The organism is Microbacterium oleivorans, assembly GCF_013389665.1.
GTDB classification, from domain to species: domain Bacteria; phylum Actinomycetota; class Actinomycetes; order Actinomycetales; family Microbacteriaceae; genus Microbacterium; species Microbacterium oleivorans_C.
The window spans coordinates 2082496-2103446 of record NZ_CP058316.1; the positions used below are offsets into that span (position 1 = coordinate 2082496).

General features: G+C 72.0%; 18 protein-coding genes. All 18 read left to right on the forward strand.

The window, feature by feature from the left end; genetic code table 11:
• Positions 1–57 precede the first annotated feature (57 nt).
• The 18 genes from HW566_RS09905 to HW566_RS09990 all read left to right on the forward strand — a co-directional run bounded on the left by HW566_RS09905 (position 58) and on the right by HW566_RS09990 (position 20940).
• A complete protein-coding gene (locus tag HW566_RS09905) occupies positions 58–1755 on the forward strand; it encodes an ABC transporter substrate-binding protein (protein ID WP_178012495.1) in 1698 nt (565 codons plus the stop codon).
• Between the two features lies 1 nt (position 1756).
• Complete coding sequence (locus HW566_RS09910) at positions 1757–2731, forward strand: ABC transporter permease (protein ID WP_178012497.1); 975 nt, start codon at positions 1757–1759, stop codon at positions 2729–2731.
• Entirely contained in the window at positions 2728–3726 is a 999-nt protein-coding gene (locus HW566_RS09915) for an ABC transporter permease (RefSeq protein WP_178012498.1), read from the forward strand. The genes HW566_RS09910 and HW566_RS09915 overlap by 4 nt, the downstream gene beginning before the upstream one ends.
• Positions 3723–4625 (forward strand): ABC transporter ATP-binding protein, encoded by a 903-nt coding sequence (locus HW566_RS09920; RefSeq protein ID WP_256728662.1) that lies wholly within the window; start codon positions 3723–3725, stop codon positions 4623–4625. Before HW566_RS09915 ends, HW566_RS09920 begins: the two co-directional genes overlap by 4 nt.
• Positions 4622–5512, forward strand: coding sequence for an ATP-binding cassette domain-containing protein (locus HW566_RS09925; RefSeq protein ID WP_178012500.1), 891 nt, complete (start codon positions 4622–4624; stop codon positions 5510–5512). The genes HW566_RS09920 and HW566_RS09925 overlap by 4 nt, the downstream gene beginning before the upstream one ends.
• Positions 5509–6798 (forward strand): alpha/beta fold hydrolase, encoded by a 1290-nt coding sequence (locus HW566_RS09930; protein WP_178012502.1) that lies wholly within the window; start codon positions 5509–5511, stop codon positions 6796–6798. Before HW566_RS09925 ends, HW566_RS09930 begins: the two co-directional genes overlap by 4 nt.
• The gene (locus tag HW566_RS09935) at positions 6795–8237 is read left to right on the forward strand and encodes an aminopeptidase P family protein (protein ID WP_178012504.1); all 1443 of its coding nucleotides are present in this window, start codon (positions 6795–6797) and stop codon (positions 8235–8237) included. The genes HW566_RS09930 and HW566_RS09935 overlap by 4 nt, the downstream gene beginning before the upstream one ends.
• Positions 8204–10996: a beta-L-arabinofuranosidase domain-containing protein gene (locus HW566_RS09940; protein WP_256728663.1), complete on the forward strand. Its 2793-nt coding sequence runs from the start codon at positions 8204–8206 to the stop codon at positions 10994–10996. The genes HW566_RS09935 and HW566_RS09940 overlap by 34 nt, the downstream gene beginning before the upstream one ends.
• Positions 10993–11895: a dihydrodipicolinate synthase family protein gene (locus HW566_RS09945; protein WP_178012506.1), complete on the forward strand. Its 903-nt coding sequence runs from the start codon at positions 10993–10995 to the stop codon at positions 11893–11895. The genes HW566_RS09940 and HW566_RS09945 overlap by 4 nt, the downstream gene beginning before the upstream one ends.
• A gap of 54 nt (positions 11896–11949) precedes the next feature.
• The gene (locus HW566_RS09950; RefSeq protein ID WP_178012508.1) at positions 11950–12951 is read left to right on the forward strand and encodes a proline racemase family protein; all 1002 of its coding nucleotides are present in this window, start codon (positions 11950–11952) and stop codon (positions 12949–12951) included.
• Positions 12948–13922, forward strand: coding sequence for an ornithine cyclodeaminase family protein (locus HW566_RS09955; protein ID WP_178012510.1), 975 nt, complete (start codon positions 12948–12950; stop codon positions 13920–13922). The genes HW566_RS09950 and HW566_RS09955 overlap by 4 nt, the downstream gene beginning before the upstream one ends.
• Positions 13919–14623 (forward strand): GntR family transcriptional regulator, encoded by a 705-nt coding sequence (locus HW566_RS09960; protein ID WP_178012512.1) that lies wholly within the window; start codon positions 13919–13921, stop codon positions 14621–14623. Before HW566_RS09955 ends, HW566_RS09960 begins: the two co-directional genes overlap by 4 nt.
• Entirely contained in the window at positions 14620–15786 is a 1167-nt protein-coding gene (locus tag HW566_RS09965) for an NAD(P)/FAD-dependent oxidoreductase (protein WP_178012514.1), read from the forward strand. The genes HW566_RS09960 and HW566_RS09965 overlap by 4 nt, the downstream gene beginning before the upstream one ends.
• Positions 15783–16100 carry a (2Fe-2S)-binding protein gene (locus HW566_RS09970; RefSeq protein ID WP_178012516.1) on the forward strand — a complete coding sequence of 106 codons (318 nt, stop codon included), beginning with the start codon at positions 15783–15785 and terminating at the stop codon, positions 16098–16100. Before HW566_RS09965 ends, HW566_RS09970 begins: the two co-directional genes overlap by 4 nt.
• Positions 16097–17662, forward strand: a complete 1566-nt coding sequence (locus HW566_RS09975) for an NAD(P)/FAD-dependent oxidoreductase (protein ID WP_178012518.1) — start codon at positions 16097–16099, stop codon at positions 17660–17662. The genes HW566_RS09970 and HW566_RS09975 overlap by 4 nt, the downstream gene beginning before the upstream one ends.
• A complete protein-coding gene (locus HW566_RS09980; protein WP_178012520.1) occupies positions 17659–19134 on the forward strand; it encodes an aldehyde dehydrogenase (NADP(+)) in 1476 nt (491 codons plus the stop codon). The genes HW566_RS09975 and HW566_RS09980 overlap by 4 nt, the downstream gene beginning before the upstream one ends.
• 80 nt (positions 19135–19214) lie before the next feature.
• A complete protein-coding gene (locus tag HW566_RS09985) occupies positions 19215–19505 on the forward strand; it encodes a hypothetical protein (RefSeq protein ID WP_178012521.1) in 291 nt (96 codons plus the stop codon).
• 151 nt (positions 19506–19656) lie between these two features.
• On the forward strand, positions 19657–20940 hold the full coding sequence (locus HW566_RS09990) for an ABC transporter substrate-binding protein (RefSeq protein ID WP_178012523.1): 1284 nt from the start codon (positions 19657–19659) through the stop codon (positions 20938–20940).
• Positions 20941–20951 lie beyond the last annotated feature (11 nt).

Below are 20951 nucleotides of genomic sequence, written 5' to 3' on the forward strand. Positions count from 1 at the left end.
ATGTTGTTTCATGGACAGCACTCGACGCAATGGAGCAGAGAAAGGGAAGGTCCACCGATGACCACCACCAGGAGACTCGCCGGCATCCTCGCCGCGGGAACCGCCATGGCACTCGCCCTCACGGCGTGCGGTGCCGGCACCACCGGATCGCCGCAGCAGAGCGGCGCCGCAGGCGAGCCCCAGACCGGCGGCACCGTCCACATGCTCCAGAACGCCGACTTCTCCTACCTCGATCCGGCGCGCGGGTGGGACGGCGGCGTCAATGCCTTCTACCGCCTGCTGTACCGGGGTCTGACGATGCAGGCCGCCGGCGACTCCGACGACCCGAACGCGATCGTCCCCGACCTCGCGACCGGACTCGGCGACGTCTCGGACGACGGCCTCACCTGGACCTACACGCTCAAGGACGACCTGTTCTTCGACAACGGCGACCCGATCACCTCCGCCGAGATGGAGTTCGGCATCTCCCGCGCCTGGGATCCGCAGATCGGCATCGGATCGCCCTACCTGAAGACCGTCATCGACGCTCCCGAGGACTACCAGGGCCCGTACGTCTCGGGCGACCTGTCCACGATCGAGACTCCCGACGACAAGACGATCGTCTTCCACCTGAAGGCGCCGTTCCCGGAGTTCGACAACGTCCTGGCCCAGCCCAACGCCGTGCCCTTCCCGGTCGGCACCGGAGGGGGCGACGAGTTCGTCAACGACGTCATCGCCTCGGGCCCGTACACGCTCGAGGCGTACACTCCCGGCAGCACCATCACCCTCGTGCGCAACGAGCACTGGGACGCCGAGACCGACGATGTGCGCCAGGCCTACCCCGACCAGTGGCAGTTCGACATCGGCATCGACGGCGCGACCATCGACGAGCGCATGATCGCGGGTCAGGGCGCCGATCAGAACGCCATCGCCGGCAAGATCGCGGGCGCAACCCTGCCCCGCATCCAGACGCCCCAGCTGCAGGAGCGCGCGATCACCGCGCCCGCGTACTGCACGACGTACATGTCGCTGAACACGACGAAGCCGCCGTTCGACGATGTGCGCGTGCGCCAGGCGGTCAACTGGGCGCTCGACCGCACCAGCATCCAGAACGCCTCCGGCGGCAATCAGCTGGCCGACGTCGCGACGACGATCATCCCGCCCGCCGTGAACGGCCACAGCGACTTCGACCTGTACCCCTCCGACGGCGGCACCGGCGACGTCGACGAGGCCATGGCGCTGCTCGAGGAGGCGGGACTGGGCGACGGATTCGAGTTCACGCTCGACATCCGCAGCCAGCCGACCGCTCAGGCGCAGGCCGAAGCCGTGCAGCAGGGCCTGGAGCGCATCGGGGCGGACGTGAAGCTCAACGTCATCGACACCTCGATCTACTACGAGACGATCGCGACCCCGGCGCAGCAGAACAACGCCGCGATCACCGGCTGGTGCCCCGACTGGGCCTCCAGCGCCAGCACGTTCATCCCACCGCTGTTCGACGGCGCCGCGATCACCGACAAGGGCAACCAGAACCTCGCCCAGCTGAACGACCCCGCCGTCAACGAGCGCATCGCCGAGATCCGCGCCATAACCGACGTCGACGCCGCCAACGAGGCGTGGGGCGAGCTCGACGAGCAGATCATGGAGCTGGCTCCGATCGCGCCGATGGTGTTCGAGAACGGCATCTTCCTGCCGGGCTCGAACATCGCCGGCTACATCCCCAACACCAACATGACCGACCTCACCATCGTCGGTCTGAAGGACCCGACGAAGGGCTGACATGACCTTCAGCTCGGCCCCCCTCGAGGTCGAGGCCACGCCGGGCGGTGATTCCCCCGTCGACGAGACGGCGGAATCCCGTCCGGCATCCGGCCGGAGACTCCTCCGAGGCTTCCTCACCGATGTGCCCGCGATGCTCTCGCTCGGCTACATCGTGCTCATCCTGCTCATGGCGGTCTTCGCGCCGCTCATCGTGCAGATCAGCGGCTGGTCGCCCTACCAGTTCGATCAGAGCGCGATCGATCCGAACATGGGCGCCATCCCGATCGGGCCGCTCGGCGGCATCAGCGCCGAGCACTGGTTCGGCGTCGAGCCCGGCAACGGTCGCGACATCTTCGCGCGCATCGTCTACGGCGCACAGGTGTCGATGACGGTCGCGCTGTCGGCGACGCTCCTGACCACGGTGCTCGGCGTCGTGCTCGGCATGCTCGCGGGCTACCTCGGCGGCTGGGTCGACACGGTCATCTCGCGGGTCATGGAGTTCCTCATGGCGTTCCCGGCCCTCATCTTCATGATCGCGATCCTGTCGGCACTGCCGGCGGACAACCGCGTGCTGCTCCTCGTCGTCGTCATCTCGCTCTTCGGCTGGCCCTACCTCGCACGCATCGTGCGCTCGCAGACGCTCTCGCTCAAGGAGCGCGAGTTCGTCGAGTCCGCCCGCGCGTCGGGCGCCTCCAGCGCGCAGATCATCTTCCGCGAGATCCTCCCGAACCTCTCCTCGACGATCATCGTGATGGCGACCCTCGCCGTGCCCGGCTACGTCGGCACCGAGGCGGGACTGTCGTTCCTCGGCGTCGGCGTCGTCCCTCCCACGCCGAGCTGGGGCCAGATGATCGCCTCGGCCGCCCCCTGGTACGCGGTCGATCCGATGTACTTCCTCATCCCGGGCGCGTTCCTCTTCCTCCTCGTGCTCTCGTTCACGACCCTCGGCGACCGCATCCGCGCGATCGTCGGCAGTGCGGAGGTGCGCGCGTGAGCCGCTTCGTCCTCTCCCGTGCCGCGGGCATGGTCGTCGTGCTGTTCCTGGTGACGCTGTTCACCTTCGTGATCTTCTTCGTCCTCTCACCGGATCCGGCGGTTCAGATCTGCGGCAAGAACTGCACGCCCGAGCGCATCGACCAGATCCGCGCCAACCTCGGACTGGATCAGCCGTTCGTCGTGCAGTTCTCGACCTACCTGTCGGGCCTGTTCGTCGGACGCGAGTACGAGATCGCCGGTGCGACCGTCGCGTGCGGCGCGCCCTGCCTCGGGTACTCGTTCCAGACCGGTCAGCTCGTCGGCGACATGATCGTGCAGCGGCTGCCCATCTCGGCGACGATCGCCATCGGGGCAGCGGTGCTGTGGCTCGTCGGCGGCGTGGTCGGCGGTGTGTTGAGCGCCGTGCGCGAAGGGCGCTTCGCCGACCGCTTCATCGCGGGGCTCACCCTCGGCTCGATGTCGATCCCGAACTACGTCCTCGCGCTTGCGCTCCAGTTCGTGCTCGTCGTCTCGCTCGGCTGGCTGCCGTTCCCCCAGGCGGTGCCGTTCGCCGACGACCCGGTGCAGTGGTTCCTGAACTTCCTCATGCCGTGGATCGTGCTCGCGGTCGGCTACGCCGCGGTGTACACGCGTCTCACGCGGGCCAACGTCATCGACACGCTGCAGGAGAACTTCGTCCGCACCGCGCACGCGAAGGGGCTGCGGCCGAGCCTCGTGTGGCGTCGCCACGCGCTCCGTCCGGCCCTGACGCCCATCGTGACGATCTTCGGGATGGACGTGGCGGGTCTGCTCGGCGGCGCCGTGATCACCGAGACGGTCTTCGGGCTCAACGGCGTCGGCAAGCTCACCGCCGACTCGATCTCGTCGAACGACCAACCGGTGATCATGGCCGTGACCCTGCTGTCGGCGTTCTTCGTGATCGTCGGCAACCTCGTCGTCGATCTGCTGTACGCCGCGATCGACCCCCGTGTACGGACGGCGGCGCGCGCATGACCGGCGAAGGGGCGACGATGGCGACCACGGCTGCGACATCCGACGATCTCCTGCGCGTCGATGACCTGACGGTGCAGTTCCGCACCGCCGGAGGCATCGCGCGCGTCGTGGACGGCCTGAGCTTCTCGGTCCCGCGCGGCGGCGCCCTCGGCATCGTCGGCGAGTCGGGCTCGGGCAAGTCCATGACGAGCCTGGCGATCATGGGACTGCTGCCCCGGGGCGGCATCGCCTCGGGGTCGGTCGGCTTCGACGGACGCGATCTGCTCACCCTCCCCGGTCGGGAGATGCGTCAGGTCCGCGGCGACCGGATCGCGATGATCTTCCAGGACCCGCTGTCGTCGTTGAACCCGTACTACACCGTGGGCACGCAGATCGCCGAGGCGTACCGGTCGCACCGGTCGGGCGTCTCACGGCGCGCGGCCCGGCGGGTGGCGATCGAGGCGATGGAGCGCGTCCACATCCGGGATGCCGCGAAGCGCGTCGACCATTACCCGCACCAGTTCTCGGGCGGCATGCGCCAGCGCATCATGATCGCGATGGCGCTCAGCATGGAGCCCGAGCTGATCATCGCGGACGAGCCGACCACCGCCCTCGATGTGACCGTGCAGGCGCAGATCCTGGAGCTGCTCGCCGAGATCCGGCGCGACACCGGCGCCGGTCTCATCCTCATCACCCACGACCTGGCCGTGGTGAGCGAGGTGACCGAGCGGATCGTCGTCATGCGAGCCGGCCGGATGGTCGAACGCGGCAGCGTCGAAGAGGTCTTCAGCGACCCGCAGGAGGAGTACACCCGACGCCTGCTCGACGCGGTGCCGCGCATCGACGACACGATCGGAGAGCTGCGCACGACCGACATCGCGATCGTCCCGGAGCGGGAGATCGAGGAGGAGACGGCATGACCGATCAGACAGCGCCGCTGTGCCGGGCAACGGGCCTCGTGAAGGAGTTCTCGAGCTCGGGAGCCACGATGTTCTCGCGCAGCAGCACGTTCCGCGCCGTCGACGGGGTGGATCTCGACATCCGTCGCGGCGAGACCCTCGCCCTCGTGGGGGAGTCGGGATCGGGCAAGTCCACCGTCGCGCGGCTCATCGCCCGCCTCATGGACACGACGGCGGGGAGGATCGAGTTCGAGGGTCGCGACGTCACGCACCTGCGGGGGAGCGATCTGCATGCGTTCCGCAGCGACGTGCAGGTGATCTTCCAGGACCCGTACTCGTCGCTGAACCCGAAGCACACGGTCGAGCGGCTCGTGACGGCTCCGCTGCGCTACCAGAACCGTGCGGTGCCGGGAGGCGCCCGGGCCTTCACCCGGTCGCTCATGGAGCGCGTGGGGTTGAACCCCGCCCACTCCGATCGCTACCCGGCGCAGTTCTCGGGAGGCCAGGCCCAGCGCATCGGCATCGCGCGCGCCCTCGCGGTCGGTCCGAAGATGGTCATCTGCGACGAGGCCGTGTCGGCGCTCGACGTGTCGGTGCAGGCCCAGGTGATCAACCTGCTCACCTCGCTGCAGCGCGACGAGGGCTTCGCCTACCTCTTCATCGCGCACGACCTCGCCGTCGTCCGCCAGATCGCGACGCGCATCGCCGTGATGAGCCGCGGGTCGATCGTCGAGGCGGGGGAGCGCGATCGCGTCTTCGAGAACCCGCAGCACGAGTACACCCGTACGCTGCTCGCGGCGGTGCCTCGCATCAACCCCGAGTGGGACCGCCGCCGGCGCGCCGCCGAGAAGGCGCGGCGAGCCCGAACGGCAGCGGCCGCATCCCAGACCCAGACGGAGGCATCATGACGACCGAGTACCACCTGCCCGGCATCCGGGTGGCGGAGCGTCGCATCGACGTCCCCCTGGACTGGAGCGCGGGAACGGCGGCTGCGGGCACCATCGAGCTTCTCGTGCGCGAGCTCGTGGACCCCGACCGGTCCCGTGACGACCTCCCCCTCCTGGCGTTCCTGCAGGGCGGTCCCGGCGGGGCCAACCCGCGGCCGCTGCGCCGCGACGGCTGGATCGACGAGGCGCTGCGCGACTACCGCATCGTGCTGGTCGATCAGCGCGGCACCGGCGGGAGCACGCCGCTCGAGGCAGCCGATCTGGCACGGCTCGACGGGGCCGCCGGCGCAGACCTGCTGGCGCTGCACCGGGCCGACTCGATCGTGCGCGACCTGGAGCACGTCCGCGAAACCCTGTACGGCGGGCGGCGCTGGGCGACGCTCGGGCAGAGCTACGGCGGATTCCTCACGCTCACCTATCTCTCGCTCGCACCCGAGGCCCTGACCGCCTGCTACGTGTGCGGCGGCATCCCCGGCCTCCCGGCGCGGGCCGCGGAGGTGTACGCGCGCACCTTCGACCGTGTCGCGGCGAAGACGGCCGAGCTGTACCGCCGGTACCCGGACGACGCCGAGCGGGTCGCTCGGATCGCCGATCGTCTCGCCGAGGGCGACGTGACGCTGCCCGACGGCGACGTGCTCACCGTGCGGCGCTTCCAGTCCCTCGGCATCGACCTCGGGATGAAGCCCGGCCACGAGCGCCTGCACTGGCTGGTCGAGAAGGCGTTCGCCCGGCCGGGACGACTCTCCGAGGCGTTCCTCGCCGACGTGCAGGCATCGAGCTCCAGCGCGGGCAATCCCCTGTTCTGGACGCTCCAGGAGTCGATCTACGGCGACCCGTCCAGTGGCGCCACCGCATGGGCGGCTCAGGCCGAGCGCGACCGGCGCCCCGCGTTCGACGAGGACCGTCGGCCCCTGCTGTTCACCGGCGAGATGGCCTTCCCGTGGATGTTCGACGACGTTCGGCTGCTGCGCGGATTCCGGGATGCCGTCCATGCGCTCGCCGAGCGCGCGGAGTGGAACCCGCTGTACGACGCCGCGCGGCTCGCGGTGAACGATGTGCCGCTGGCCGCGGCGGTGTACTTCGACGACATGTACGTCGATGCCGGGCTGCAGCTCGAGACGCTCGCGCGCGTCGGCAACGCGCAGTCGTGGGTCACCAACGAGTTCGAGCACGACGGCATCGGGTCGGGCCGCACCTTCACGCGGCTCCGCGAGCTCGTACGCGACCGCGGAGGAGAGAAGCGATGACCGCTGCCGACACCACCCGTCCGCCCTACGCCGGCACGCGATACCCGCGCCTGGCGCAGGTGCCGGCGTTCACCGAGTTCGTCTCGCGCGACTGGGCCGACGTGCGCACCCGGCCGCAGCTGCCCGTGGGCGCCGCGGCGGCGGCATCCGCGCACCGCGACCGCCTGAGCGCCGCCCTGCCCGGGCGCGTGATCGTCGCGGCTGCCGGACGGGCACCCGTCCGCAATGACGACGCCCACTACGGGTTCCGCGCCGACAGCGGGTTCGTCTGGTTGACGTCGTGCCAGGTCGAGCACGCCGTGCTCGTGATGTGGCCGACGGCAGGCGGGCACGACGCCGTGGTCTACCTCCCCCCGCCGTTCCGCCCCGGCGACGCGGGGTTCTTCGCCGATGCGAACCACGGCGAGCTGTGGGTCGGCCCCTCGGCGGGTCTCGCGGAGTGGGCCGAGGCCCTCGGTGTCACCGTCGAGCCCCTCGCGGCGCTGGACGCCCGGCACGGCGAACTGCGGGGCGCCGCTCTCGCCCGTTCGGCGGCGGTGCTGGCCGGCGAGGTCGGCGCAGAGGTCTCCGACGAGCTCGAGCGCACGCTGTCGCGCCTGCGCATGATCAAGGACGCGTGGGAGGTCGATCAGCTGCGCGCGGCGGTCGATGCAACCGTGGCCGGCTTCGGCGCCGTCGTGGCGGAGGTTCCGCGAGCCGTCGCGGAGGGTCTCGGCGAGCGGTGGCTGCAGGGCACCTTCGACCGGCACGCCCGAACTTTCGGCAACGGTCCCGGGTACTCCACGATCGTCGGTTCCGGCGCCCACGCTCCGATCCTGCACTGGGTGCGGTGCGACGGCGAGATCGTGCCCGATGGCGCGTTGCTGCTCGACATGGGCGTCGAGGCGGGCTCGCTGTACACCGCCGACGTCACCCGAACGGTGCCGGCGAGCGGGACGTTCTCCGCGGCGCAGCGCGCCGTCCACGACCTCGTCGAGAAGGCCCACCGAGCGGGTCTGGAGCGCATCCGACCCGGCGTCGAGTACCTCGATTTCCACTTCGCCGCCATGGAGGTCGTCGCCCGGGGTCTGCACGACTGGGGCCTGCTGCCGGTCTCGGTCGACGAGGCGCTCTCGCCCGGCGGGCAGCAGCACCGCCGCTACCTGGCGTGCGGCATCGGGCACCACCTCGGCCTCGACGTGCACGATTGCAGCGCCGCCGCCTACGAGGACTACATGGGAGCGGCGCTCGAACCGGGCGTGGTCATGACCGTCGAGCCGGGCCTGTACTTCCACGCGCACGACCTGACTCTTCCCCCTGAGCTGCGCGGCATCGGGGTGCGCCTGGAGGATGACGTGCTCGTCACCGACACGGGGTCGGAGGTCCTCTCCGATGCCCTGCCGATCGCGGCGACGGAGGTGGAGCGATGGACCCGCGCGCACCTGGCGGCCGCACGGTGATGACGGATGCCGCGCCGCGAGCCCTGCCGTTCGCGCCCGGTTCGGTCAGCCTCGGCCCCGCGAGCCCCTTCGCACGCGCTCGCGACCAGATGCTGCACCTGGCCCGGGTGTACCCCGTCGACCGGCTGCTGGCGGTGTTCCGGGCGAACGCCGGCCTCGACACCTTCGGGGCCGAGCCGCCGGGTGCGTGGGAGGGCTTCGGCCACCCCGCCGAGGAGGCCTGGGGCGAGGACGACTATCCCGGACGCGAGGCCGCGCAGACCGCGAACCTCCTCCGCGGGCACTATGCCGGCCACTTCCTCTCGATGCTCTCCCTGGCCGCCGCGAACGAGCGCGATCCGATTCTGCGCGCCAAGGTGGACGACTTGGTGGCCGGGCTCGCGGAGGTGCAGGCGGCGCTGGCGGAGACCGGGCGATACTCGCATCCCGGCTTCCTCGCCGCCTACGGCGAGTGGCAGTTCGCCCGCCTCGAGCACTTCGCGCCCTACGGCGAGATCTGGGCCCCGTACTACACGTGCCACAAGATCATGGCCGGGCTGCTCGACGCTCACGAGCTCGCCGGCAGCCGGCGCGCGCTCGAGGTCGTCACGGCCATGGGGCACTGGGTCTCGGGCCGGCTGGAGCGCCTCGACGACGAGCGTCGCCAGCGCATGTGGTCGCTCTACATCGCCGGTGAGTTCGGCGGGATGAACGAGACTCTCGCCCGGCTCAGCGTCGTCGCCGACGAGCCGCGCTTCCTCGCGGCGGCGCGGTGCTTCGACCAGGCCGAGATCCTCGACGCCGGCGCGGCGGGGCGCGACATCCTCGACGGCATGCACGCCAACCAGCACCTGCCACAGCTCGTCGGCTACGTCGACGAGTACGAGCGGACCGGTCGGCGCAGCTACCTCGACGCCGCGATCGGCATCTTCGACCAGGTTGTGCCCGGGCGGATGTACGCCCACGGCGGGACGGGCGAGAGCGAGCTGTGGGGTCCCGCCGGCGCGGTCGCCGGCGACATCGGGCGGCGCAACGCCGAGACCTGCGCGACCTACAACCTCCTGAAACTCGCGCGCCGGCTCTTCGGCCACACCCTCGACGCCCGCTACCTCGACTATGCCGAGCGCGCGCAGCTGAACCATGTGCTGGGCTCACGCCGCGACGTGCTCTCGTCCGAGAGCCCCGAGGTCGCCTACATGTTCCCCGTTCACGCGGGAGCCGTGCCGGAGTTCGACAACACCGGCACGTGCTGCGGCGGCACCGGCCTCGAGAACCACGTCGGACACCACGACGGCCTGTTCTTCCGCGGCGCGGGCGAGCGGGCCGAGCTGTGGGTCGCCCGCTACACCGCCGCCGAGCTGCGCTGGCCCGAGCGGCGGCTGCGCATCGAGATCGAGCAGGCGCATCCGTTCGCCGACCGCACGGTGCTCCGCGTTCGCATCGAGGGCGCCGAACCGGTTCCGCTCACGCTGCATCTGCGCATCCCTTCCTGGGTCTCGGGACCGGTCGGGCTCGAGCTCGACGGCGAGCCGGTCGCCGCGACCACGGAGGCCGGCGGCTTCGCGACCCTGGAGAGGTTCTGGGTCGGGGGCGAGACGATCGTGCTCACCCTCCCCGCCTCGCTCCGGGCGGAGCCGACGATCGACGATCCCTCCCTGCGCAGTCTCGCGTACGGCCCGCACGTCCTCGTGGCCAGGGAACGGGGCACGACGACGATCGATCGGCCCTGGGACGGGCGGCGCCTGCCGGGCGACGCGCTCCGCGCGGACGTCGACGACGTCGCCGACGCGCTCGCCGTGCACGGGTGCGTGCCGGTGGCGGGCCTGCGATTCGAGCCGATCTGGAACGGCTCGGACCAGCGGTATCACCTGTACTCCCGGGCCGTCGACACCACCATCGGCTTCGCCGGGGTCGACAGCGGCGTTCCGACGCGCCGCCGGGCCGACGGCACGACCTTGCTCGACGACCTGTGGGCGGCTCCGTCGCCGCGGGACGCCGCGGAGCTGATCGACCGCGTCGTCACGGCGTGCCGGGCGGGCGTCGCCGAACGCCTCATCAGCGGGTCCGAGGCGCGCGCGGTCGTGGGTGACGCGCTGCGAGCCTTCGACACCGCCGCCCCACGGGCCGGAGCGGGGGATGCGGTCAGTGCGCCGCGCGAGCGGGCACGGGCCTTCGTCGCCGAGACCGCCGCTCTCCCCGACGCCGTCATGCCGCCCGATGTCCGCATCGATGTCTCCCCGGCGCCCGCGTCCTCGGGCTGGTTCACCGCGTCGCCGACCGTCACCGTACGCTCGACACGGGGCTCGGACGACGCGACGCGGCTGCAGCTGCGCGTCGACGGCGGAGCCTGGACGGATGCTGCGCGGCTCGTGATCGAGCGCGAGGGGGTGGTGACGGTCGAGGCCCGCGCCGTCGACCCGGACGGGCGCGCGAGCACGGTGCGGCGGGAGCTGTCGATCGACACCCTCGCACCGCGCAGCGACGCGAGGGTGAAGGATCTCGGCGCCGCGGTCGAGATCACGCTCGTGGCGACCGATGACGTGTCGGGTGTCGACAGCATCCGCTGGGAGGGCGAGGGCACATTCTGGGCGACGTTCCAGGAGGCGTTCGTGCGGGCCCTGACGGATCACGAACAGGTCATCGAGTTCGCGGCCACCGACCGCGCCGGCAACGAGGAACCGCGTCGCCGCATCACTCTTCCGCCCGCCCCGAAACCAGATACCATTGCAATTGCACCAGCCCCGGCGCGTGAGACCGCCAGATCGGAGACCGACTCATGACCGACCGCAAGCCGTGGCACGGCGTCAACCTCGCGACGACGCTGCCCTTCCACGACGACCTCTCCGTCGACTACGACGCCTACGCCGAGCTCGTGCGTTTCGCGATCGCTGGCGGGGTGACCGGCATCATCCCCAACGGTTCGCTCGGCGAGTACCAGACCCTCACCGAGGACGAGCGCAAGCGCGTCTTCCTCACGGCCGTCGAGGCTGCGCCCGACGCGGCGGTGATCCCCGGCGTCGGCGCCTACGGCGCGCTCGAGAGCGTGCGGTTCGCCGAGCACGCGGCCGAGAACGGTGCGCCGGCCGTCATGCTGCTGCCCCCCAACGCCTACCGTGCGAGCGACGACGAGGTCGTCGACCACTACCGGCGCGTCGCCGCCGTCGGCCTCCCGATCCTGGCGTACAACAACCCCATCGACACCAAGGTCGACCTGCGACCCGACCTGCTCGCGCGCCTCTTCGACGAGGGGCTGATCGTCTCGGTCAAGGAGTTCTCGGGCGACGTGCGCCACGCATACGAGATCCGCGAGCTCGCCCCCGGCCTCGACATCTCCATCGGCTCGGACGACGTCGTCTTCGAGCTCGGCCTCAACGGCGCCGTCGGCTGGGTGGCGGGTTACCCGAACGCCATCCCCGCCGCCACGGTCGAGCTCTACACGCTCTCGACCTCCGACGACCCGCGGGACTGGGTGCGGGCGCGCCAGATCTACCGCGATCTGCACCCTCTGCTGCGGTGGGACTCGAAGACGTGGTTCGTGCAGGCGATCAAGCTGTCGCAGCAGGTCGCCGGGGTCCTCGCGAACACGACCACGCGGCCGCCCCGCCTGGCGCTGCCCGACGAGGTCGCCGCGCGTATCATCGCCGACACCGAGGCCGTGCTGAGCAAGGGCTACCGCTGAGCCGCGACCCGCGCCGCCCCTGACCCCCGCCGCCGACGACCGAAAGGCTCCCGCATGCGCACGAAGCGCGCCTTCCACGCCGTGGACTCGCACACCGAGGGGATGCCGACGCGCGTGATCGTCGGCGGCGTCGGCACCCTCCCCGGCGCCACGATGGAGGAGCGGCGGCAGCGGTTCATGGCCGAGAACGACGGCCTGCGACGGCTGCTGATGAACGAGCCGCGCGGGCACAGCGCGATGAGCGGAGCCATCCTGCAGCCGCCCACCCGACCGGATGCCGACTTCGGCGTGCTCTACATCGAGGTCTCGGGCTGCCTGCCGATGTGCGGGCACGGCACGATCGGGGTGGCGACCGTCCTCGTGGAGACGGGCATGGTCCCGGTCGTCGAGCCCGTCACGACGATCCGTCTCGACACGCCCGCGGGTCTCGTGGTCGCCGACGTCGCCGTCTCGGACGGGCACGCCGACCGGGTCACGATCCGCAACGTGCCCTCGTTCGCCGTCGGGCTCGGGCGCACGGTCGAGGTTCCCGGGTTCGGCGCGGTTCCCTACGACCTCGCGTTCGGGGGCAACTTCTACGCGATCGTCCGTCTCGACGACATCGGGCTGCCGTTCGACCGCGCCCGCAAGGACGAGCTGCTGCACGCCGGGCTCGCCATCATGGCCGCCGTCGACGAGGCCGACGCGCCGGTGCATCCGGTGGACACGACGATCCGCGGGTGCCACCACGTGTACCTCGAGGCCCCCGGCTCCACCGCTCGGCACTCGCGGCACGCGATGGCCATCCACCCGGGCTGGTTCGACCGCTCGCCCTGCGGCACGGGCACCAGCGCGCGGATGGCTCAGCTGCACGCGCGCGGCGAGCTGCCGCTCCACGCCGACGTCGTCAACGAGTCGTTCATCGGCACCGCCTTCACCGGTCGACTCGTCGAGGAGACCGAGGTGGCCGGCATCCCCGCCGTGATCCCGACGATCACGGGCCGTGCCTGGGTCACCGGGACGGCGCAGTACATGCTCGACCCCTCCGACCCGTTCCCCGAGGGATTCGTGCTGTGACGGCGGTGCCGCTCGTCTCGGCCGAGACCATCGAACGCGTCATGAGCCCCGCGGCCGCCGTCGCGGCGATCACGACCGCGCTGGCCTCCGGGCTCGATGTCGAGGCCGACCACGAGCGCGTCTTCGCGCCCCTGTCGGCGGGTGAGTTCCTGCTGATGCCGTCGGAGTCCCCGGATGCCGCGGGCATCAAGGTCGCCACCGTCGCGCCGGGGAACACCCGGCTCGGACTGCCGAAGATCAGCGCCTGGTATCTGCTGTTCGACCGGAACACCCTGCAGCCCGCGGCGATCGTCGATGGGACGCGCTTGACGACGCTGCGCACTCCGGCGGTCACGGCCGTCGCCGTGCGCGGACTGCTCGCCGCCGACCCGCGGGGACCCCGGGAGGGGATCGACCGACTGGTGGTGCTCGGCTCGGGACCTCAGGCTGTCGAGCATGTCGCGACGCTGGCGGCGATCCTCCCGGTCCGAACCGTCACCATCGTGGGGCGCACGCCCGGCCGTGTCGACGCGGCGGTCGCCACGCTCCGCCGGCGCGGGCTCGACGCCGGCGCCGGCGACATCGGCGACACCCGCGGCGCCGATGTCGTGGTCACGGCGACGTCGTCGAGCACGCCCGTGCTCGCCCTCGCCGACGTCGCGCCGGGCGCCGTCGTGGCCGCGGTCGGCGCCCACGGCCTCGACCACCGCGAACTGGAGGCCGACCTCGTGATCGCGGCCGACATCGTCGTCGAGGCCCGGTCCTCGGCCGTACGCGAGAACGGCAATCTCGCGGGCGCGGCCGCGGCGTCGCCCGGGCGGTCGCTCGCGGCGCCGGCGAACCTCGTCGAGCTCGTGCGCGGCGAGGTCGTCCGGCGTCCGGACGCTCCGGCGGTGTACACCGGGGTCGGCATGGCCTGGGAGGACCTGGCCGTGGCGCAGGGGATCATGGAGATCGAGCGGCGGGAGACCGCACCGGAGGAGACGACATGAGCACGCCCGAGTTCCGCAACGTGGTGCGGTTGAGCAAGCAGCCCAGCATCCGCGCCACGGTGACCCGCGCCCTGCGCGCCGCCGTGATCAGCGGTGAGCTCCAGCCGGGCCGCGTCTACTCGGCACCGAGCCTCGGCGAGCAGTTCGGCGTCTCGGCGACGCCCATCCGCGAGGCGATGCTCGACCTCGCGCGCGAAGGGCTCGTCGTGACGATCCCGAACCGCGGGTTCCAGATCACCGAGGTCTCCGAGCGCGACCTGCGCGAGGTCACCGAGTTGCGCCTCATGCTCGAACCGCCCGCCGTCGAGCGGGCGACCCCGCTCATCCCGGCCACGGCGCTGCCGGACCTGCGCCGCAAGGCCGCCGACATCGTCGCGGGGGCCGCGTCGGGCGACCTCGTCGAGTACCTCGCCGCCGACAGCGACTTCCACCTGGCCCTGCTGCACTATGCGGGCAACGCCCGCCTCGTCGAGCTCGTGGCGGGCCTGCGATCGCAGACCCGCCTGTTCGGACTCGCGTCGCTGCACGAGCAGGGGCGCCTGGTGGCCTCCGCGCACGAGCACGACCTGATGCTCGACGCGATCGAGGCCGGCGACGCCGCGACGGCGCGCGACCTCGTCCACCGCCACATCGAGCACGTGCTCACCGACTGGTCGGCAGACGCGCCGCCCGCGACCGCCGACGCGAGCGTGGGGACGTGAGCGCCGCATCCCGACACCCCGACGTGCTCGTCATCGGGGCGGGAATCGTGGGTGCGGCGGTCGCGCACTTCGCCGCCGCGGCCGGGTTCTCGGTGACCGTCGTCGAACGCGGGACGATCGCGGCCGGCACCACCAGCCGCTGCGAGGGCAATCTGCTTGTGAGCGACAAGGAGGTCGGTCCCGAGCTCGAGCTCGCGCTGCACTCGCAGCGCATCTGGCGCGGCGAGCTCGCTGAGCACGCCGCGCGGTGGGAGTTCGATTCGAAGGGCGGGCTGGTCGTCGCGGCGAGCGGCGCCGGCAAGAGCGCCCTCGACGTGCTCGCCGATCACCAGCGCAGCCTCGGGATCCGGGCGGAGGACGTCCCCGACGTCGCCGCCCTGCACACGATCGAGCCGTACCTGAACCCGGCCATGACGGGTGGGGTCTACTACCCCGACGACGCACAGGTGCAGCCGGTGCTCGCCGCGCACCACCTGCTGCGCCTGGCACGCGACCGCGGCGCGCGCCTCATGACGGGCGTGGAGGTCACCGGCATCCGCACGCACGCCGGTCGCGCCGTCGGCGTCGACACCGCCGCCGGCTCCATCGGCGCCGGCACTGTGATCAACTGCGCCGGGCCGTGGGCCGGCGAGATCGCCGCCCTCGCCGGCCTCGACCTGCCGGTACTGCCGCGACGCGGCTTCGTGCTGGTGACCGAGCCGGTTCCGGTGACCGTGCATCACAAGGTGTACGCCGCCGAGTACGTGCAGAACGTCGCCTCCTCGGATGCGGGGCTCCAGGTGTCCTCGGTTGTCGAGGGCACACCGAGCGGCACGATCCTCATGGGAGCCAGCCGCGAGCGCGTCGGCTTCGACACGGCGTTCTCGGCGGCGGCCGTGGGGCGCGTCGCCCGCGCGGGCGCGGAGTTGTTCCCGGTGCTCGCCGACGTGCAGATCCTCCGCACCTACTCGGGGTTCCGGCCGTACTGTCCCGACCACCTGCCCGTCATCGGGCCCGACGCACGGCTGCCGGGCCTCTGGCACGCCGCCGGGCACGAGGGCGCCGGCATCGGGCTCTCGGTCGGCACCGCGGCCCTCATCGTGCAGGCTCTGCGCGGCGAGCCGACCGATCTGCCGCTCGAGGCCTTCCGGCCCGAGCGCTTCTCCGAGCGGGTGGCGGCATGACCGTGGATGCCGCCGACGGCTACACCTTCGCGTTCGACGGCGCGCCCGTCCCCTTCCGCCCCGGACAGAGCGTGGGCGCCGCACTCGCGGCATCCGGCATCACCTCCTGGCGCACGACCCGGGGCGCGGGCGAGCCGCGGGGACTCTTCTGCGGGATCGGCGTCTGCTACGACTGTCTGCTGAGCGTGGACGGCCTGCGGTCGCAGCGCGCGTGCGTGACCGTGGCGCGGGCCGGACAGGACGTGCGCAGCGACGACCCCGGTGCCGCTCTGGCGCGACCGGCGGATGCATCGAGCGACGGGACCCGAGCGTGAGTGCGATCCCCTTCGACCTCGCCGTCGTCGGCGCCGGGCCCGCGGGTCTGTCGGCCGCGGTCGTGGCCGCCGAGGCGGGCCTGCGGGTCGTGCTGATCGACGCCGGCGTGCAGACCGGCGGGCAGTACTGGCGGCATCCCGACGAGCGGCACCTCGACGCCTTCGCGGCGCCGGAGCACACGGGCCATCATCACTGGGATCACTACCGCGCCCTCCGCGACCGGCTGCGGCGACGCATCTCGGACGGTCGGGTGGACCACCGGGCCGGTCGCCAGGTGTGGCGCATCGACCCCGCGGGCGACGGCACGGTGTTCGCGCTGCGCACCACCGCCGTCGCGGGGCTCGACGACGCGGCGCCGGCCGATCGTGCGATCCACGCCCGGCGCGTCGTGCTCGCGCCGGGCGCGTACGACCGCCAGCTGCCCCTCCCCGGATGGACGCTGCCGGGGGTGATGGCCGCGGGTGGCGTGCAGGCGATGCTGAAGGCTAACCAGGTCACGGCCGGCCGCCGCGCCGTCGTCGCGGGAACGGGACCCTTCCTCCTCTCGGTGGCCGCGGGGCTCGCCCGCGCGGGGGTCGAGGTCGTCGCCGTGTGCGAGGCCAACGCCCTGTCGCGCTGGGCGGCGACGCCGCTCCGCGCCGTGCAGGAACCCGCCAAGCTGCTCGAGGGGGTCGGCTACGCCGCGACCTTCCTGCGCCATCGCATTCCGCTGCATACGCGCACGATCGTCGCTCGGGTCGCGGGCGACGAGCGCGCGAGGGGGGTCACGATCGCCGCCGTGGACGGCGACGGCCGCGTCCGTCCGGGCACGGAGCGCGACCTCGACGTCGATCTGGTCGCCCTCGGGTGGGGGTTCACGCCGCAGCTCGAGCTCGTCGTCGGCGCCGGCGCCCGGACCCGGGTCGACGTCGACGGCTCACTCGTCGCCGTCGTCGACCGGGATCAGCGCACGAGCGTCGCCGGGCTCTACGCGGCGGGGGAGGCCACCGGTGTCGGCGGTGCCGTGCAATCGTGTGCGGAGGGTGAGCTCGCGGCCCTCGCCGCGGCCGTCGACAGCGGCTACGGCATCCCTTCGGCTCGGGCGCGACGGCTCCGACGCCGCATCGCGCGCGGCCGGCGCTTCGCCGTCGGGATGCACCGCGCGAGCCCCGTGCCGGAGCACTGGGCGTCCTGGCTGCACGACGACACGCTCGTCTGCCGGTGCGAAGAGGTCACGGTGGCCGCGGTGCGCGAGACCGTCGTCGACCTCGCCGCAGACGATGCGCGCGACGTGCGCGTCACCGCTCGTCCGGGCATGGGCATGTGCCAGGGCCGCGTCTGCGGCTTCGCGCTGTCGTGCCTCGTGGCGGACCGGACCGGTCGACCGACTCGGGCGGCCGATCTCGAGCCCCTCGTCCGCCGTCCCGTCGGAACACCCATCCGTGTCGCCGACCTCGCCGCCCTCGCCGACCTCTCGGGCGTCGCGGATGCCGAGGCGCCCGGCCCCACCGACCCGGTCGCCCCCTCCGGCCTCACCCCGTCAGACCTCGCAGACCTCGCTCCTCGGAAGGAACGCCCATGACCGCCGCCGCATCCCCCGTCGCCGACACGCCCATCGCCGAGGTCGACGCGTTCATCCGCGTCGCCGACGCGGCATCCGCCGCGTGGCGAGCGGCGACCATCGCCGAGCGCGGCGAGGCTCTCCGTGCGGTCGCCGAGGGCCTCGACGCCCGCGCCGACGACCTCGTCACGCTGGCCGGGAGCGAGACTCACCTGGCCGAGGGGCGGTTGCGGGGCGAGCTGAAGCGCACGACGTTCCAGCTGCGGCTGTTCGCCGACGTGCTCGCGGAGGGCTCCTGGCTCGACGCGCGTATCGACCACCCCGATGCCGACTACCCGATGGGGGCGCCGCGGCCCGACCTCCGTCGGCAGCTCGAGGGCATCGGCACCTCGCTCGTGTTCGCCGCGAGCAACTTCCCCTTCGCCTTCTCGGTCGCCGGCGGTGACACCGCCAGCGCGCTGGCAGCGGGCAACGCCGTCGTGCTCAAGGCGCACCCCGGGCACCCGCAGCTGTCGGCGCTGACCGGTGAGATCGTCGCGGCCGCGCTGTCGGCAGCCGGAGCGCCGACGGGGATCTTCACCGTGATCCACGGCACGGATGCCGGAGTGCACGCGCTGCGGCACCCGTCGATCCGGGCGGCCGCCTTCACCGGATCGATCGCCGGTGGTCGCGCCCTGTTCGACATCGCGATGTCACGCCCCGAGCCGATCCCGTTCTACGGCGAGCTCGGCAGCGTCAATCCCGCGTTCGTCACCCGCCGAGCCGCCGCGGACCGTGCCGCCGAGATCGCCGAACAGTTCGTGGCCTCGGTGACGGGCAGCGCCGGACAGCTCTGCACGAAGCCCGGCGTGCTGTTCGCGCCGACCGGTTCCGGTGTGCTCGAGGCGCTCGCCGCGACCGTCCTTCCCGCTCCGGCTCCGCTGCTGAACGACGGCATCGCGTCGGGCTTCCGCCGCTCCCTCGAGCGCACGGCCCAGCACGACGGCGTCGAGGTGCTCGCCGGGTCCCCGGCCGCCGAGGGCGCCGACCCGGCGCCGGCGCTGCTGCGCACGACCGTCGCGTCGGTGATCGCCGATCCCGAAGCGCTCGTCTCCGAGATGTTCGGTCCGGCGGCCCTCGTGGTCGAGTACGACGACGAGGGGGACCTGGTGGCGGTCGCGAGGCTGCTCGAGGGCCAGCTGACCGCGACACTCATCGCCGAGGAGGGCGACGCGCTCGCCGCCGAGCTGCTGCCCGTGCTGGCGACGAAGGCCGGCCGGGTGCTGTGGAACCAGTGGCCCACGGGCGTCTCGGTGACCGACGCGCAGCAGCACGGCGGACCGTATCCGGCGACGACCGCGGTCGGCACGACCTCGGTCGGCACCGCCGCGATCACGCGCTTCCTCCGGCCGGTGGCGTATCAGAACGTGCCCGACGCGCTGCTGCCCGCGGCGCTCCAGGAGGCCAACCCGCTCGGCATCCCGCGGCGCGTCGACGGCGTGCTCGAGGCCTGAGCCGAGGGCAGCGGAGGGCGCGATCATCGGCGCGGAACCGGGCGCCGGCGCGGGCGGGATGGGGCGCGGGGTTCGTCGCGATGCCGCCTCGGGCACTCGATCGCCTGCGTCCCCTCCTCGGCGGCTGGACCGGGGTCGAGGATGCCGGCCGGTACGACGGCCGCCCGCACCGCCCGCTCCCGGGAACACGGCATTTCTCGGTGACGAACGCCTGCCCGTTCGGCTCGGGCGCCCTCGCCGCTGCTCTGGAGCTGATCGAATCCGTCGGGGTTCCGGTCATCAAGACCTCCGACGGCGCTGCCTCGGACGCGGGAGGTCTCCTGGCGGACACCGGCTTGACGGCCACGGGGGCGCGGAACGCGTGTCGATGATCGCTATTGTCCGTTTGTCCGCGGCGCCTCCGCCCCGCTCGTACCGTTACCGAGATCGCTGAACCGCTGCGGGGCGAAGGCGCCCCGCAACCCGGCGCCCGCGTGCCGGGTTGTCCGATGCGTCGCGATCGAGACATGGAGGAACACGGCAATGAAGCACACAGCACGTCTTCTCGGCATCGTCGGCGCGGGCGCGCTCGCCGTCGCAACCCTGGCCGGGTGTTCGGGCACCGCGGACCAGGGGTCCGGGGGCGAACGGGTCACCCTGGATCTCGCGTGGTGGGGCAACGAGTCGAGGGCCGCGATGTACCAGGAGGCGATCGCCCTCTTCGAGGCGGAGTACCCCGACATCACGGTCAACGGCACGTTCGCGGACTTCTCGTCGTACTGGGACCTGCGCGCGACGCAGGCCGCGGCGCGCGGTCTGCCCGATGTGATGCAGATGGATCAGGCGAATCTCGTCCAGTACGGACTCAACGGGGCGCTGCTGGACGTGTCGCCCTATCTCGGCGAGCAGCTCGACACCTCGGCGATGGAGGACGTCGTCATCGAAGCAGCGACGGTGGACGGCGTCCAGTACGGCGTGCCGGTGGCGACGGGGACGCTGGGACTCTTCGTCAATCCCGGCGCGGTGGCCGCGTCGGGGGTCGCGCCGTTGGACCCCGACTACACGTGGGAGGACCTGAACGACTGGATCTCGGACGTCACATCGTCGGGTGCGACGACTCCGAGCGGCTCCGCGGTCTTCGGCGGCTTCGATCAGGGTGTGACGATGTGGTTCTTCATCCAGTGGCTTCTGCAGCAGGGGGAGCAGCCGTTCGCCGAGGACGGATCGATAGCATTCTCCCGCGAGGATGTCGTGGCCTTCATGGACCTGACGACGGACCTCCGCGCGTCCGGCGCGTTCTTCCCGCAGTCGCGGATCAGCGAGCTGGGACCCGTGGACGGCTTCGCGGTCGGCGAGGCAGCGAGCACGCTGACCTGGGACAGTTTCTTCGCCCGGTACACCGACGTCGAGGACCTCGAGACGCTCCCCGTGCCGACGGGCCCGGACGGCGAGAAGGCCGTCTTCTACACCGTGCTGCACATGGCGGGCGCGGCCAACACCGAGCATCCCGAAGAGACGGCGCTGCTGCTGGACTTCCTGGCCACGGACCCCGGCGTGGCCGAGGTGTTCGGAACGTCCCGCGGAGTCCCCGCGGACCCCGGCCAGCTGGATGCGCTCGAGTTCGCCGAGGGCTCCGTCGAGGCGAAGTCGCTCGACTATCGCGCGTCGCTCGAGGGATACGAGACGGTCAGCACGCCGACCCTCCCGTCCACGTTCGCCTCGCTCGAAGCGACATGGGTCCGCCTCAATGAGGAGCTCATGTTCGGCAACATCACGGTGGAGGAGTTCGCCGACCGCTGGTGGTCCGAGGCCGAGTCCCTGGAGTGAGGAAGGCGTCC